This window comes from Flavobacterium sp. XS2P24 (genome assembly GCF_030010285.1).
Taxonomy (GTDB): domain Bacteria; phylum Bacteroidota; class Bacteroidia; order Flavobacteriales; family Flavobacteriaceae; genus Flavobacterium; species Flavobacterium algoritolerans.
The window spans coordinates 65,079-81,673 of the sequence record NZ_JASCRU010000004.1 but is presented as its reverse complement, the minus strand read 5'-3'; the positions used below and the strand labels follow the sequence as shown (position 1 = coordinate 81,673).

Below are 16,595 nucleotides of genomic sequence, written 5' to 3'. Positions count from 1 at the left end.
TGTTAATGATTAATAAATTGCATTTTTAATTACATCCAATATTAAGAAAAAAAATAATTACTTTTTCTCAAAAGGCCATTTTTTTTACACTTTTTAACTGTTTTCCTTCAAAGATTGTTTTTGAAAGGGTATTTTTAATAAATTTTTTAATTCATTGTGCTCTTCAGGTTTCGGATGCGTGTCGATTCCATAAATGATTTCTTCTTTTGGAAGCGTCATGAAGGTTCCAAAAAGCCTGTCCCAAATTGAAAATATATTTCCATAATTACTATCCGTATACGGCAAAATATAGTGATGGTGTACTTTATGCATATCTGGAGAAACGATAAAATAACTCAAAATAGTATCTACTCTTTTTGGAAGCGAAATATTAGCATGATTGAATTGCGTTGCCACAACGGATAACGTTTGGTACAGGAAAACCATCCACATGGGACTTCCAATAATTAAAACACCCATTGCTGTAAACGTAAAACGGATTACACTTTCTCCAGGATGATGCCTGTTTGCAGTTGTGGTGTCAATCCAAGTATCGGTGTGATGTATCAAATGAAAACGCCATAAAAATTTAGTTTTATGTTCCACTAAATGTACTAGATAAGCACCAATTAAATCCAATAAAAGTAATCCAATTAATGCGTAAAGCCACAAAGGCATTTCTGGCAGCCATTGTAAAATTCCAAAATTATTGGCAATTGTCCAATCGGCTGATTTTAATAAAATAAACGCCAAACAAAAGTTGACTACTATTGTGGTAAACGTCATAAAGATATTAATACCCGCATGATGCCATTTTTTATACGTGAAGTTAAAAAGTGGAAAAGCATTTTCTATTAACCAAAAAAAAGTGATTCCACCCACAAGAATTAAGCTTCGGTGTGATGATGGAATGGTAGAAAAATAAGCAATAATATCATTCATAATTGGAGTATTTATTTCAAATTTAATAATTTTTATTGAAAATAATTATTTGATTACCCGAAAGGTACCATTTATTCTGGCACCAATGGGTTTTGCAGTTTTTGGAATTTGATGTTTCCAATAGTGCTGCGTTGTTCCTTTCATTATTAATAAACTTCCGTGTTGCAGAACGATACTTTTTTTTAGGTCTTTGTCTAAATTATGTTTCAGTTGAAACGTACGCTCCGCACCAAAACTCACTGAAGCAATTACAGGATTTATTCCTAATTCGTTCTCGTTATCTGCGTGCCAGCCGTTACTGTCTTTTCCGTCACGATACTGATTGAGTAAAACGGTTGTGAAATTTACATCTGTAACATTTTCAATTTCTATTTTTAGCTTTTGCAAAAGTAAATTCCAAGGATGTGGTTGCATGGTTATATTTGAATACGAATAGGGTTTTCCTTCGTTTCCAAATAAAGCGGTCAGGCGAGGTTGCGGATGAGTTTTTCCGTACACCCGAATATCATCTTGTTGCCAAGGAATTTCTTTTACCAATTCTGCAAAAATAATATCGGCTTGCTCTTTGTCAAAGAACTGAGGATAATAGATGATTTCAGCGTCTGGCAAGTCAAGGAATATGGGGTCGGATGTAGATTGAAACAGTGATTTCAATGGTTTATGTGTATTGGTAGGCCCAGAAAATGAGAACTAATTGTAATGGCATTCGCAAAAGCAAAACCCATTTTGGCAAACCCATTCTTGCTTTTTCATCGAAATACATATAGAGATGCGTTGGGAAAATAGCCATCAATAAAGCAATAACTCCCCAAGCAGCATAGTTTGAAAGTAGCGGAATACAGAGCGCAATTCCCAGAAATATTTCTGCTAAACCGCTGATGTGGTTTAATAATTTTGGATTCGGAAAATAAGGAGGAATGATTTTTAGATACAGTCTCGGGTTTCTGAAATGGTTTAATCCTGCAATAAAGTAAACAAAAGCCATCACATATAAATGCCAAGGTAAATTCATAATAAAGTTATTTATCACGAATTTATAAAAATTTTAATGAAATGAGTACAAATGTTTTTAAATAGAAATTAAGTCCTTTTCTTGAAGTTGACATTCATAATCACAATTGCCAGGATGATTAAAATAATTCCAATCCATTGGATTAGATTCACGTTTTCATTCAAAAGAAAGTAAGCCATCAGTACGGATACGGGAAGTTCCAGCGCAGATACAATACTTCCTAACCCAATTCCTGTAAGTGGAAAACCGGCATTGAACAATAAAGGTGGAATTATAGTTCCAAAAAGAGCCAGTATGATTCCCCATTTCATGAAAATCTCAAAATTAAAAGGGGTTGTTTGTGTCGCAATTGCAAATCCAAATACGATTATTGCTCCACCAAGTAACATATACAAACTTCGTTGCGCCGAAGAAACATGTGTTGCCACACGATTAGCGGTAAACATAGTTGTGGTAAAGGAAGCAGCAGATAAAAGCCCTAAAACGATACCGCGCCAGTCTAATTCTACTTTGCTTTGAATAAGATTTGTGGCAAGTGCGGTTCCGATTAACACAATGGCTACGGAAACTATTTTTTGAGTGGAAGGTATTTTCTTTTCTAAAATCATTTCGAATAAAACGCCCATCCAAACGGTTTGCATCAATAAAACGATAGCAATAGAAACAGGAATGTATTTTACTGCCAAGTAATAAAAAATACTCGTCATTCCCAGAGAAGTTCCGGCAAGCATTAATTGAGTGATGTTTTTCTTAGTTGCTTTTACAACGTCATTTCCTTTTTTAGCTTTTTGAAACAGATTAATCAGCAGCATTCCCGTGATTCCATATACAAATTGTGCAATGGTAACTTCAGGTGTGGTGAACCCTTCGCCGTAGGCTATTTTTACAAAAGTAGCCAACATTCCATAACTTGTTGCGCCAAGACCTACCAAGAAAACTCCTTTTAATACACTATTCTTTATCATTTTTTCATTTTTAAAAAGCGGGCAAAGATAGGGTTTAGTTCCTAGTTATGAGGTATAAATTAGGAGTAAATATTTGAGACAGTTATTCTGGTTTGATTATGCTTCGCAATGAGGGAATTATCGATAAATCTAAAGAATAGTTATGTTCAAAGTTAATTTTATTTCGCTTCTTTGTCGACTAAATCGCTCAAATGCAATCGCAACGCATTTACGGAAATACTGATTTCCCAAAATGACAATCCTAGTGAAATCAATAATCCTAATAAACTCAGCCCAAAAAGATAAATTCCTGCGGTTTGCTGTTCCAAAAATAATAGTAGCATGGCGAAAACGGATAAAAACAGACTCATTACGCCAGCCATTTGCATATTGCGAATCAGTGTCAAGCGTAAGTTCAAGTTTTTGATTTCCAATAAAATCATATCGTTTTGCTTTTCCTTGTAGGTTTTTTTTAATCCTCTTACGATGGTGGCAAGGGTCAAAAATCGATTCGTATATGCCAATAAAATCAACGAAGTTGCGCCAAAAAGTAATGCCGGAGTTTCTATTTGTAAAATCATTTTGGATTTAGTTTTAGAATTGTAGTTTAAAACGAATTGCAAAGTTCGTTATTCTATGCTGAAATTGATCTTTTAGTCTTGTGAAATATAATAATTTTATATAATCAGCTCGTTTTTTAGTAACGTTTAGAACCTTAGTACTACTAAAGGAGTAACACAAATAGAAACGATGAAAAAGAATCATTTATTGAGTATGTTTTTTTTAGGAGCAATATTCACACTTTCGGCTCAGGAAGAACCCAAAAAAGCAGTAGAATTGAATGAAGTTGCAATTGTAAAAGCTAAAAAAGCAGTTGAGCAAAAAGCGGATAGAACCATATTTGATTTTTCCGGTCAGCCCAGTTTGAATTCCGGATCCGTATTAGAAGGAATAAAAAAACTGCCGGGACTTATCGCTTCAGATGTGGCCGGGATGATGTATCAAGGCAAACAGTTGGATGTTTTTATGGATGGAAGACCGCTTAATATTACCTCAAATGAATTGAATTCTTTTCTGGAAGGAATGCCTGCCAATGCTATTGAAAAAATTGAAATTATTACACAACCAGGAGCTGAGTTCCCTGCTACTTCCGGTGGTGCGATTATGAACATTATTACGAATAAAAAAGCTAAAAATTATTTAAGCGCTACGTATACTAACAGTACTAATTTTACGAGTTACGACCATTTACGATGGAGAATCAATAATAGTTTATTGTTGAGTGCTAAGAATAAATATTTTGGATGGCAATTGAATGTTGGACAAAATTACAGAGAATCTGCAGTGTGGACTTCGCTGACAAAAAACGAAAACAATACGACTTCGATACTTTCAACTACTGAAGCGGATCGTATCGGGCGTACTAATTTTGTGAAATCTGCACTGACGTTTGATATTGGCAACGACCGATTGTTATTTAATTACGATGTAAACTACAGCAATAATAATAGCAATACATTAGGAAATGGTCCCGGTTTTAGTACTAATGATGATTCCTTTACGGATGCTTTACGTCAGGATTTTGTGGTTACTTTTCAAAAAAAGTTTGAAGATAAATCTAAAAAATTAGACTTTAAGTTCAATTATAACAGCAATCAAAACGATTTTACACTGAATTCCAGAACGAATAATGTTGCTATATTAGATAATGCTTCGACACAGCGTTTGTACAATGCTAAAGTTGATTATTCGCAACCTATTGCATTTTCTGATGAAGGGAAAATAAGCTTCGGTGGTTTGTATGAAGCGCTTCTTTTTGAAACCCAAAACATGGAAATTGTGAACTTGGATTATCAGCGAAAAACGGCAGCAGCTTACGGTGAGCTACAATCTAAATTTGATAAGTTTAATTTTATTGTGGGCGGTAGAGCCGAGGATTATAATATTACTGGAAAAACAAATACCGCTGATTTAATTCCGTTTAAACAATTCCGTTTTTTTCCAAATGCCAGTGCTCAATATAATTTCAGTAATTCGGTTTACTTTAATGTCAATTATAACAAGAAAATAAGTTTGCCAAGCACATCTGCCTTAAATCCAAACAACACCAACTATCAGAATCCAAATATTGATTACTCGGGAAACCCGAATTTGCAACCTACTATTTTTGATAATTACGAAGCGAAATTGAGTGCTTTTGATTATGCTTTTATCGGATATAATGTTAGTTCTGCTCAAAATCAGGTAATCAACAGGGTATTACTTACCGATGATGTCGTGGTAAATACCAATATCAATGTACCTCAAATCAAAATTCACAATTTTAATGTGGGATTGCCTATTCCGTATATGTTGTTTACAAAAGGACTTAAAGAGACCATGAAAATGAATATTAATCCGGATAAAATGAATTTTTTATACATGTATACGGCATATCAGTTTCATCAAATTCCCGAAATTAAGACCAATGGTTTCTGGATGTTTAATTTGATGTCTCAAATTGTGTTGCCAAAAGAAATCAAGTTTGTAGCTAACTTTAATTACATCATGTCTAAGGGGAATTATTTTTATTTCATTGCTGAGAAGCCTTTTAATAATACGCTTGATTTGACATTTTCTAAAAAGTTTTTCAAAGACCAATTGTCCGTTTCCATAAGTGCGGATGATGTTCTTAATTCGAACCGATTTGTTTTCAGCTCTGTCGGTACACCTTTGTTATTGGCAAATAAAAACGATACACGTCGTTTTGGGTTCAGTGTGAATTACAAAATTCCAACCAAAAACAAATTAGCAAAAGAAGATCCTAATTTATTAAATAAAGAGAAAAAAGAAGAAGGAAATATCTTGAATCAATAGCGTTGTAATTTATTTCTTTAATTCTAAACACAAAGACCTGTAAGTTTACGCTTGCAGGTTTTTTATGTTTTAAAATTTAATGAAAACTTCATTATGCGAAAGCTGTCAATACATCTTCTTTTTATAAGTTCGGATGTGTTTATGCGATGGATGCTATGTCGGCTACTTTTCTGTTTGACATACAAAGCGATCAAAATCTTTCGGATAAAGATTTATTTAGGCTAAATTTACTTATTGAAATTTAAATTATGAAACAAAAATTAAAACTACGGATCAAAAATATATTGGAACATCAGGTAAAATATATGGGCACATTTACCAGTGGTCTTTATGCGTTTATTATTGGTTCTTTTTTATTGACGATTGATTATTATGTTGATTTTGGAATGAAATTCAAAATCAATGAATTAGAAATTTACAATCGGTTGATTCCTGTTTCTACTATTCTAATCTCCATTCTTATTGGAATTTCATTAACTACTTTTTCTGTTGTTTTTGTTGTAATGCAGCTGGCTTCCTCTCAGTTTTCACCCCGAATTTTGAGACATTTTTTATCAAATAATCTTAGAATGCAACAATTTATCGGATTGTTTGTGGGCACAATTTCGTTGTGTGTATTACCTCAATTAGCATCCGTTTTTTACCAAACTTCTTTTCTCTTAACACTGACTACAGGTTCTCTTCTTGCTTTTTATTGTCTGGTATGGTCTTATCCTAATATGATTAGCTATTTAAGTATCAACATGAATGTTTCCAGTATTACAAATGGAATCAAATCGGAAATGGTTGAAGAAATCAATGTGTTGTATCAGGAAAATTGGAGTGTGGGAAAGAATCTACTTTACAAACGTTCCAAAATAAATCCTGATAAATTTCAAGTGAAAATTGTAAGTTCTTTTGAAACAGGCTATTTGGACAGCGTGAATTATAAAAGATTGGAAAAAATAACAGAATATATCAATAGTTCTGATATGGGTGTTTTTTTTGAAAATGCCTATCAAAAACCAATTGTAGGGGAATTTATTATGAAAGATACCACAACGCTCATGGTTTTAGTTTTTAGCGAGGAACTCCAAATGAATCAGATACTTCGTTTGAAGAAAGAATTAGGGGCAATTGTCAGCACTACTTTTAAAGTTAAGTTGTTCAGAAGCCATACGCAAGATGTGAATTTTGGTGTCAGAAAACTGGTTGATATTGCCATAAAAGCCATTTCTCCAGCGGTGAATGATCCAACGACTTGTTTGAATTGTATTGATCAGATTGGGGAAATAGCAAAAGAATTAGCCATAAGAGAATTTCCTTCTACGGATTCGAGGACTTTGGGTTCCAAAAAAATACAGGTAAATGAATTTAATTTTGAAGAATTCATTGACTTTTGCTACGATCAGATTTTTCAATGGGGCAAGGAAGATCCTACCGTTGTGAAAAGAATTATTAGATCAATCCGGATTATTTTACCATTAGTTGAAAACCCTTTCAATTTGAAAATTTTAATCCAGCAAGTTGAAGAAATGGATTTACTTGAAATTTATAACTTGTCACAATACAAAAAAGGAAAACTAAAAATATCAAAGGAAAAATTAGTAATTGTTGAAAAGGAATTGTCTCGATTTAGACAAAAAGCTAAGTTGCAAATTGAAGCTTTGGATCTAAAAGGAGTTTTAGATCATTACGAAACGAATCATTATTCGGATAATTTAGAAATTACAACTGCTGAAATTGAGGCAGTAGAATATCTTAAGGCATACAAAATAGTAGATTAAACTATCTATGACAATGGAAATGAAATAAAATAGAAAACCTGTAAGTTGACGTTTGCAGGTTTTTTTTACTTGGAATACTGTTTATGGTTTGGAATCCGATCACTCTTCTTTATAGAGATTCGTTAGCGCAGTTTTGCAAACTGTGCCTATTTCAATTGGCAACTAAAATAAATCTAATACTACTTCTAATTCATTTTCTAATGTAAAATAATTTCTTGCAGAACTGAAATAATAATCTTCCGGCATCGTTACAATTTTTTCATTTACAGGATTGTTGTATATCTAATCCATTTTTTGTTTTATAGATTTATTGCTGTAAATATGTTTCCTATGATAGCCGTTTTGCCAAACTTTGTATTGTTGTTCTTGTTTTAAATGTTGACAAGCTTTTTTAAAATAATCCAATATCCATTCTCTCCTGCTTTCCGGTTCATCTATAATAGTCTGAATAATTTTTTTAGATGTATATTTTTAAAATCACGCAACATATCGGTTCATGGTTTTTTTTATTAAAAAAAAGCAAGAGTAATGCGGATTGATTAATTGGCAATTTACATTGTATCAATATATTTTAAAATAATACAGCTTTTAGGTAGGGTAAAGTGCTCTATAATTGTCTTACTATTAAAGTTAGAAATGCTAACAATAATAACTGTAACAAAAAATTAAAATTATGAAAGCAATTAAATATTTAATGATCCTGCTTTTTTCGGGAACAATAGTAACTGTACAAGCACAAGAAGGCAATGTAAAAAGTGAAACAAACATAAATGTCAATTCAGATCAAATTACTTATTATCAACAAAGGGGCAGTGAAGATGCCAACTATGAATTAACATTTAAGGCTAAAACGAAAGCCGAAGAGAAAGCCTTTTGGAAAGAGCAAAAAGAGTATGAAAAGGATTTGAAAAAAAAGAATAGAAAAGCGTATCGGGCTTATATTGCCAGCAAGCAAGATGTTTATACAATGCATCATTCTCATTGCGATATCCATTGCCACCACAGCGATTCCTTTTATGGACACGCGGGATTTTATTATTATGAATATGATCAAAGAAATTATCAAAGAAGACCAAGCAATACTTCGGTAAATACACAAATAGGCGTGCGCGCTCCCAGCATACGATTAGGCCTTTTTTAATATATTGAAGTTTGCAAAAAGCCGTTTTTTCTTGTTTAGAAAAAACGGCTTTATTTTATAGCAGGTAATTTGTATTGTTCTCTGTTATAATAAATCCTATTGGGACAAAAGTAAATTCATTCCTTTCGATTATTTAGTTTAGTTGCTTCCCGTTGTGGGCACAGTTTGCAAAACTGCGCTATCGGATCGATGATCCTTCTAAATGAAATTACAAAAAATCTGATTTTGTTTATGGGCACGAGTGAGACGCTCGCGATAGCGGGGGAATTAATTTTCTATTTGATAACGCTTTGAGTCTTCTTTTTTATTAAAATTTGAGCAGATAATAATATTAAATTCAAACTCAATAAAATGTGCGGTGTATATGTTGGCCAAGCATTTGTAAATGTAATTACTCCAAGAATATATTCTGCCAATACGGAAGACAAAACTATAATCGATAACATTATCCAATTGAAAATAGTTTTCTTATCAAATGAAATTTGAATTGATTTCAATAGGATTAGCAAACCAATAATCATTGGTAATATTCCATAAATATATAATTCTAAATCAAACATTTTAAAGTTGTTGTTATAAAATAACTGCTAACTAGTATATAGTACTGACGCCATCAGGCATATCACCCTTAAATTGGGTAGATAGGCCTGACACCATCAGACTTTATTTCAATTCAAATATATAGATAATTCATTACAAATAGTTACAACCGATTATTTAACGAGTGAGCTGGTCTGAGTATTTTGATAAACATTGTGGAAAACCATCGTTCTGCTCCTAAACAAAAAAACCTGCAAGTTTACGCTTGCAGGTTTAGTCTAATAATCGAACGATCTAAAAGTCTAATAATCTATTTAATCATCTCAAAACTTCTTTTCACGAAAGCCGTTAATGCCTCTCCTTTTAATAGGTTTTGTGATAATTTAGCTAAGTCAAGCGCTTGTTTTACCAAACTTTCCTGAGCTGATTTATCTTTGTTGTTTAGAATGCTTGTCGCCAATTCAGAATTAGTGTTTACCACTAAATTGTACATTTCCGGCATATTTCCCATTCCGAACATTCCACCGCCGCCAGATTGACTCATTTCTTTCATTCTACGCATAAATTCCGGTTGCGTGATGATAAATGGTGAAGCGTTACTGTCTAAAGCTTCCAGTTGTACAGAATACGTTTGTTTAGGAACAATAGCTTCCAGAACGGTTTTTAAGTTCGTTTGTTCTTCTTCTGATAATTTAGAAATGGTAGTTTCCTCTTTCTTGATTAAATTATCAATATGATCTGAATCGACACGTACAAAAGTCATGTTACTATTATCGCCTTCAATTTTTTGAATTAAATGTGAGATAATTGGAGAATCAAGCAATAATACTTCATATCCTTTATCTTTTGCAATTTCGATATAAGAGTGTTGTGCTTCTTTATTTCCAGCATATAAAACCACTAATTTTCCGTCTTTATCGGTTTGGTTCGCAGCAAGATTTTCTTTTAATTCTTCTAATGTGAAAAATTTACCGTCAACTGTTGGATACAAAACAAACGCACCTGCTTTTTCGTAGAATTTATCTTCAGAAAGCATTCCGTACTCCAAAACGATTTTGATGTCGTTCCATTTTTGTTCAAAATCTTCACGGTTTTCAGTGAATAACGATTTTAATTTATCGGCTACTTTACGCGTGATGTAATTGGATATTTTCTTTACTGCAGCATCCGCTTGCAATCCAGAACGAGAAACGTTCAACGGAATGTCCGGAGAATCAACAACACCTTTCAGCATCATTAAAAATTCAGGAACAATTCCTTCCACATTATCCGTTACGTACACTTGATTTTGGTACAATTGGATTTTGTCTTTCTGAATTTGTAAATCAGAACCTAATTTCGGGAAATACAAAATACCAGTCAAGTTAAACGGATAATCTACATTTAAATGAATGTGGAATAACGGTTCTTCAAACTGCATTGGATACAATTCATGGTAGAAATTCTTGTAATCCTCCGCTGATAATTCAGTTGGTTGTTTCGTCCAAGCCGGATTTGGGTTGTTGATGATGTTGTCTACTTCAACTTCCGTGAAAGTTTTGTCTTTATCTTCTTCAGCAACTTCTTCACCCTTTTTTTGCTCTATTTTTTCTGTTTTGGTTCCAAATTTAATTGGAATAGGCATGAACTTATTGTATTTATTCAACAGTTCCTTGATTTTGTATTCTTCCAAGAATTCCAAAGAATCTTCGGCGATATGCAAAATGATTTCTGTTCCACGAGAAGTTTTGTCAGCTGGTTCTAATGTGAATTCCGGGCTTCCGTCGCAAGTCCAGTGTGCAGCTGGTTCATCTTTGAAAGATTTAGTGATGATTTCCACTTTTTCGGCAACCATAAAAGCAGAATAAAATCCAAGACCAAAATGGCCAATAATTCCTGAATCTTTAGCTGAATCTTTGTATTTGTCCAAAAACTCCTCAGCTCCAGAAAATGCCACTTGGTTGATGTATTTCTCCACTTCATCGGCAGTCATTCCAAGACCTTGGTCAATGATGTGTAATTTTTTACCTTCCTTATCAATTTTTACTTCGATAATTGGGTTTCCGTATTCTACTTTGGCTTCGCCAATGCTTGTTAAATGTTTTAATTTAAGTGTTGCATCCGTTCCATTAGAAATTAATTCACGCAAGAAAATTTCGTGATCACTGTATAGGAATTTCTTGATTAAGGGAAAGATGTTCTCTACCGAAACATTAATTTTACCTGTTGTCATATTTTGAATTTTAAGTTTATTTTAATGGATATGATTCTTTCAAATAGAATACCAATTACAATTGAAGTGACAAATTGTCGTAAGCGTTAATTATGATACAAAATACTTTAATTTTGAAACAATTTTCTTTTTCTTGCATCGTATCTTTGTGTAAGTATTAATTCATTAAATTTTAAAAAAATGAGAAAAATAATTTTAGTATGCACGTTAGCTGTTTTGATGTTCGCATGTAAGTCAACATCAGTGACAAGTACGAATACAGATAGAAAGGCTCAAGTTGCAATGAAAGGAAATTGGGTAATCAGCTCTGTAACATATCCAGGTTCACAATATATTAAAGTGAATAGTTTTCAACTTGCGGATTCAGAATGTTTTGTAGGAAGTACATGGAAATTTGTTTCCAATAACAATAAAGGAAATATGGCTTTGACAAAAGCAAATTGTGTATCATTTAGCTCACCAATTACTTGGTTTGTTAATAATGATGGTCAGTTTATCCTAAAAATTCTTGATGCAGGTGAAAAAGCAAGAAAAGTGAGAGATGGTTATATTTTATATGTAGCTAATCAAACAGAATCTTCTTTTCAATTGATTGATAAAATCGATGTTGGAGGGAAAATGACGAATGTAGTGTACCAATTTCAAAAAGTTAATTAATAAAAAATTTAGATATGAAAAAGATTTCAATAGTTGCAATGGCAACAATAATGATTATAGGTTCAATGTTTACCAGCTGTGAAGCAGTAAAAAACACGAATAAAACACAAAGAGGAGCAGGAATAGGTGCTGTTGCAGGAGCTGTTCTTGGAGGTGTTCTTGGGAATAATCTTGGTAAAGGTGGTAACGGCGCACTAGGAGCTGTATTAGGTGGAGTTGTAGGTGGAGTTGCCGGTGGAGTTATTGGTAATAAAATGGACAAACAAGCAAGAGAAATCGATGCTGCACTTCCTGGAGCAGAAGTAGTTCGTGTAGGAGAAGGAATTAAATTAGTTTTGAATGAAAATGCTGTGCGTTTCGATACTAATAAATCTTCTTTGACTGCTACTGCAAAAGCAAACTTAGATAAATTGGTTCCTGTTTTTGGAGAATATCCAGATACTAATATCACAATTTACGGATATACAGACAGTACTGGTCCAGCGGATTATAACTTAAAACTTTCAGGAGAAAGAGCAGCCTCAGTTAGAAATTATTTAGCTAGTAAAGGGGTGTCTTCTAGTAGATTTCAAGTTACTGGTTTAGGAATTGCTGATCCAATTGCTTCAAATGAAACAGTTGAGGGTAGAAGCCAAAACCGTCGTGTTGAATTTGCTATTACAGCAAATGAGAAAATGATTAAAGATGCCGAAGCTGAAGTGAAAAACTAAGCAAAAAATACTATATAAACAAAGGCTGTTTCGTCAAGAAGCAGCCTTTTTTTGTGCCTAAATTTGAATTAAACATTGTAAATTTGCACTCTTAAATACAGATGATGCTCGAGATAAAAGATATTTCCTTCACTTACATTGACAAACCCGTTATTGAAAATGTAAGTTTTACTATTGCCAAAGGTCAAAACACCGCTATTATTGGCGAAAGCGGTTGCGGTAAAAGTACGTTGTTAAAACTCATATACGGATTATATGATTTGGATAGCGGAGCAATAACCTATAATGAAAAACCTATTTTGGGTTCTAAATACAATCTTGTTCCAGGGGAAGATTACATTAAATATTTAGCGCAGGATTTCGATTTGATGCCCTACATAACTGTCGAAGAAAATGTGGGTAAGTTCCTGTCGAATATGTATCCTGAGGAGAAGAAAGCCCGTGTTCAAGAGTTATTGGATATGGTCGAAATGACCGCTTTCGCAAAAGTAAAAGCGAAATTCCTAAGTGGCGGACAGCAACAACGAGTGGCTTTGGCTAGAGTTTTGGCTTTGGAACCCCAAATTATCTTGCTGGATGAACCGTTCAGTCAAATTGATTCTTTCCGGAAGAATTCTTTGCGCCGCAATTTATTTCGTTACTTAAAAGACAAAGGTGTAACCTGTATTATTGCCACGCATGACAGTACCGATGCTTTGTCTTTCTCTGATGAAACGATTGTGGTTCAAAACGGAAAAGTAGTGGCAAAAGGCGACTCAAAAGCCTTGTATGAAAACCCCGCTAATAAATACATAGCTTCTCTTTTTGGAGAAGTAAATGAGTTGAAATTATCTCAATTAATAGACCTTGAGAATGACGAAGATACAGCACTTTTATTATATCCGCATCAATTGAAAGTAGTGGACAACGCAATCATGAAAGTAGTTGTGAAACAATGTTATTTCAAAGGAAGTCATTATTTAGTCAAAGCAGCTTTTGAGAGACGAGCGATTTTCTTCGAACATGATTCGGAATTAGAATTCAATCAGGAAGTGTACTTGATGTTATCCTGAGAACAAGTGTTCAATAATCAGTGCTCAGTATTCAGTCATTTCCACTTCTTATAACTATCTGAATTCGAATCTGTTTATAACTTTTATAACAGTATTCTCGTAAAAAAACAAAACCCCGAAATCATATTGATTTCGGGGTTTTGTGCTAAGTTCTGCTTTCGGATCACTTATCACTACTTTCGGAGCTAATTTTTCAAATAGTTTTCTAAGAACTGATCTTGTTCCCAAAGCAAATGCAAAATATTCTCTTTGGCTACATAACTGTGTGCTTCTTTTGGAAGAATCACCATTCTTGCCGGAGCACCTAAGCCTTTCAGAGCTTGAAAATATCGTTCGGTTTGCAAAGTAAATGTTCCTGGATTATTATCGGCTTCACCGTGTACCAAAAGCATTGGTGTTTTCATTTTATCAGCATTCATGAATGGCGACATTGTGTTGTATACTTCAGGAGTTTCCCAGTAGTTGCGTTGTTCCGTTTGGAAACCAAAAGGAGTCAACGTTCTGTTATACGCACCACTTCGGGCAATTCCGCAAGCAAAAAGATTAGAATGTGTCAATAAATTTGCCGTCATAAAAGCACCATAAGAGTGACCGCCAACGGCTACTTTTTTTCTGTTGATGTATCCTAAAGCATCTACCGCATTAATCGCGGCTTCTGCATTGTCAACTAATTGCGTCATGAAATTATCATTTGGCTCCGTTGTTCCTTCACCAATAATAGGAAAAGCAGCATCATCAAGAACGACATATCCTTTGGTTACCCAATATACGAAAGAACCATAACTAGGAAATGTGAATTCATTAGGGTTTTGTGTACTTTGTCCCGCTGAATTTTTGTCTTTGTATTCTGCTGGATACGCCCAAATCAACAATGGCATTTTTTCTTTTTTAGCCTTGTCGTAACCAACCGGTAAATACAACGTTCCAGATAATTCAACACCATCTTTACGTTTGTATTTAATCACTTCTTTACTCACGTTTTTGATACTTTCAAAAGGATTTTTGAATGCGGTAATTGGCGTCAGCTTGTTTTTTTGTTTGATGTTTCTAAGGTAATAATTTGGGTACTCATTTTTAGACTGGATTTGTACTAAAACAGTTCCTTTTTTGAAGTCTTCAATCTCTAATAAATCTTCTTTTTTATCGGTGTAAGTCGATGTGTACAGACGATTTGGCTGTAAAGTTTTCAAATTAAATTCACTGATAAAAGGAAATTGTCCGTTTTTAGTAAATCCATCCCCAATAAGATACGCATTGTCATTTTCGATAGCCAAAACATATCTGTTGTATTGGTTTTTTCTTGTTTCAAAATTTCCTGGATCGGAATATACATCCTGAGAATTTCTGTCGGAAATTACTTTTGGCGCCTGACTTGGATTCGATGGATTGATTAAATACGTTTTAGTATTACGTGTATCATACCATTCATCTGAAACAATCGCAACGTTGTCGTTCCCCCAAATCATTCGGCTGTAGCGTTGCGGAGTTTTCACCAATGAAGTTGCTGCTGCATCAAATGGAGCGTTCCAAAGAAAAACTTCGTCTCTGAATTCTACTTTATTTGCTGGGTCTCCAGCGTCTAAAGCTTCAGCAAAAACTAATGTTGCAGGTTTGTCTGCTCTCCAGCTCATGTTTCTTTTTCCTTTGCGAACAGCCATGAAACCTTTAGGAATAATTTCAGTCAGTGGCACTTCATTCACAACTTTTACTTCGTTTCCAGCTTTGTCATAGACTACTGATTTTGAAGGAAAACGGTTCAATGGAACGATGTATGAAAATGGCTTTTGAATGGTAGTCAGCATGATGTAATTTCCATCAGGAGAGAAGCTTTCTCCGGCATACATATCTGCATTTTTGAATAAAGTTGCCGTTCCGTTCAGGTTTATTTTATACAATTCAGACGTGATGATATTCTCAAAATTGATTTCATCGTTTTTGTTTTTCAACATGTCCGGATACGTTCTGTTTTGAGATTTAGCACCATCAGCATTCGAAATTATCGGACCGGTTGGCAAATCTTTTTTGGCATCCAAAAGTGCTGCTCTGTTTTTTGGTAACATTTTTACCAAAATAGTTTCGTTGTCATTCATCCAACTGAATGGATTTCCAAGATTAGCGTTTACAGTAGCGGCTGTTAATTTGGTAGCTTTCGCTGAAACTACGTCGATAAACCAAAGCTCAACTCCAGTAGCTGTAGTGTGTGAGAACAAGATTTTTTTATCATTTGGCGACCAAGAGATATTACTGATACGAGGATTTGTTGGCAAACCTGCAACCTGTACTTCTTCTTTTTCTTTTATTTTACGTAATTTAAGGTTGTTGATATAAGTAACGGTACTCGAAATATTAGTGACTGGATTAATTCTCAATCCTCCTAAACGCAATTCATCTTGGTTTAAATCGTCAAGTGATTTATACGTGTTTCTATACGTAAGCAGCATGTATTCTTTTTTGGTGTCCATTGATACCGAAGGCGCTCTTTCATAATCAGCTAAATCAGCGATTGATTTGGAAGGTTTTTGATAGTTTAAATTTTCTTGGGCAAAGGCATTGAAACCGATACATAGAAACACAAATAGTGTGACTTTTAATTTCATGGATAGAAATATTTTGGGTTAGTTTAAATATGTTTTATTGTTGGTCTAAATTAATTGAATGTTGTTACAATTGAAAACAAAAATTACTTTTTAACGTTTCTGGCTGGCCAAAATTTTCACAAAAATTCTTTTCTGCTTCCTTATAATGTTGAAAAAGGTACTTTATGATTAGTTTTATTTCTAATGA

General features: G+C 33.8%; 14 protein-coding genes. 6 read left to right on the top strand and 8 right to left on the bottom strand.

Features of this window, described 5'->3' with window-relative positions:
- Positions 1-93: 93 nt before the first annotated feature.
- From QLS31_RS04750 to QLS31_RS04730, 5 genes are all read right to left on the bottom strand, one after another.
- Positions 94-921, bottom strand: a complete 828-nt coding sequence (locus QLS31_RS04750; RefSeq protein WP_282742925.1) for a sterol desaturase family protein — start codon at positions 919-921, stop codon at positions 94-96.
- A gap of 45 nt (positions 922-966) precedes the next feature.
- On the bottom strand, positions 967-1,575 hold the full coding sequence (locus QLS31_RS04745) for an alpha-ketoglutarate-dependent dioxygenase AlkB (protein WP_282742924.1): 609 nt from the start codon (positions 1,573-1,575) through the stop codon (positions 967-969).
- 4 nt (positions 1,576-1,579) lie between these two features.
- Complete coding sequence (locus QLS31_RS04740; RefSeq protein WP_099713317.1) at positions 1,580-1,933, bottom strand: DoxX family protein; 354 nt, start codon at positions 1,931-1,933, stop codon at positions 1,580-1,582.
- A 68-nt stretch (positions 1,934-2,001) separates the two neighbouring features.
- Positions 2,002-2,898 carry a DMT family transporter gene (locus tag QLS31_RS04735; protein WP_282742923.1) on the bottom strand — a complete coding sequence of 299 codons (897 nt, stop codon included), beginning with the start codon at positions 2,896-2,898 and terminating at the stop codon, positions 2,002-2,004.
- Between the two features lie 158 nt (positions 2,899-3,056).
- Positions 3,057-3,458 carry a DUF2721 domain-containing protein gene (locus QLS31_RS04730; RefSeq protein WP_282742922.1) on the bottom strand — a complete coding sequence of 134 codons (402 nt, stop codon included), beginning with the start codon at positions 3,456-3,458 and terminating at the stop codon, positions 3,057-3,059.
- Between the two features lie 169 nt (positions 3,459-3,627).
- On the opposite strand from QLS31_RS04730, the gene QLS31_RS04725 reads away from it, so the two are divergent.
- The 3 genes from QLS31_RS04725 to QLS31_RS04715 all read left to right on the top strand — a co-directional run bounded on the left by QLS31_RS04725 (position 3,628) and on the right by QLS31_RS04715 (position 8,640).
- Positions 3,628-5,733 (top strand): outer membrane beta-barrel family protein, encoded by a 2,106-nt coding sequence (locus tag QLS31_RS04725; RefSeq protein WP_282742921.1) that lies wholly within the window; start codon positions 3,628-3,630, stop codon positions 5,731-5,733.
- Between the two features lie 248 nt (positions 5,734-5,981).
- Positions 5,982-7,499, top strand: coding sequence for a DUF2254 family protein (locus tag QLS31_RS04720; RefSeq protein ID WP_282742920.1), 1,518 nt, complete (start codon positions 5,982-5,984; stop codon positions 7,497-7,499).
- 673 nt (positions 7,500-8,172) lie between these two features.
- On the top strand, positions 8,173-8,640 hold the full coding sequence (locus QLS31_RS04715; protein ID WP_282742919.1) for a hypothetical protein: 468 nt from the start codon (positions 8,173-8,175) through the stop codon (positions 8,638-8,640).
- A gap of 275 nt (positions 8,641-8,915) precedes the next feature.
- Here QLS31_RS04715 and QLS31_RS04710 read toward each other — a convergent pair whose 3' ends face one another.
- Together QLS31_RS04710 and htpG are read right to left on the bottom strand one after the other, a co-directional pair.
- Complete coding sequence (locus QLS31_RS04710) at positions 8,916-9,200, bottom strand: hypothetical protein (protein ID WP_282711558.1); 285 nt, start codon at positions 9,198-9,200, stop codon at positions 8,916-8,918.
- Between the two features lie 290 nt (positions 9,201-9,490).
- Positions 9,491-11,392 carry a molecular chaperone HtpG gene (gene htpG, locus QLS31_RS04705; protein ID WP_282742918.1) on the bottom strand — a complete coding sequence of 634 codons (1,902 nt, stop codon included), beginning with the start codon at positions 11,390-11,392 and terminating at the stop codon, positions 9,491-9,493.
- Between the two features lie 180 nt (positions 11,393-11,572).
- Between htpG and QLS31_RS04700 the strand changes: the two genes are divergently transcribed.
- The 3 genes from QLS31_RS04700 to QLS31_RS04690 all read left to right on the top strand — a co-directional run bounded on the left by QLS31_RS04700 (position 11,573) and on the right by QLS31_RS04690 (position 13,811).
- Positions 11,573-12,049 (top strand): lipocalin family protein, encoded by a 477-nt coding sequence (locus QLS31_RS04700; RefSeq protein ID WP_282711556.1) that lies wholly within the window; start codon positions 11,573-11,575, stop codon positions 12,047-12,049.
- A 14-nt stretch (positions 12,050-12,063) separates the two neighbouring features.
- Positions 12,064-12,759 carry an OmpA family protein gene (locus tag QLS31_RS04695; protein WP_099713312.1) on the top strand — a complete coding sequence of 232 codons (696 nt, stop codon included), beginning with the start codon at positions 12,064-12,066 and terminating at the stop codon, positions 12,757-12,759.
- A gap of 104 nt (positions 12,760-12,863) precedes the next feature.
- Positions 12,864-13,811 carry an ABC transporter ATP-binding protein gene (locus QLS31_RS04690; RefSeq protein WP_282742917.1) on the top strand — a complete coding sequence of 316 codons (948 nt, stop codon included), beginning with the start codon at positions 12,864-12,866 and terminating at the stop codon, positions 13,809-13,811.
- Positions 13,812-13,996: 185 nt separating this feature from the next.
- Here QLS31_RS04690 and QLS31_RS04685 read toward each other — a convergent pair whose 3' ends face one another.
- A complete protein-coding gene (locus tag QLS31_RS04685; protein WP_282742916.1) occupies positions 13,997-16,408 on the bottom strand; it encodes a prolyl oligopeptidase family serine peptidase in 2,412 nt (803 codons plus the stop codon).
- Positions 16,409-16,595: the final 187 nt, after the last annotated feature.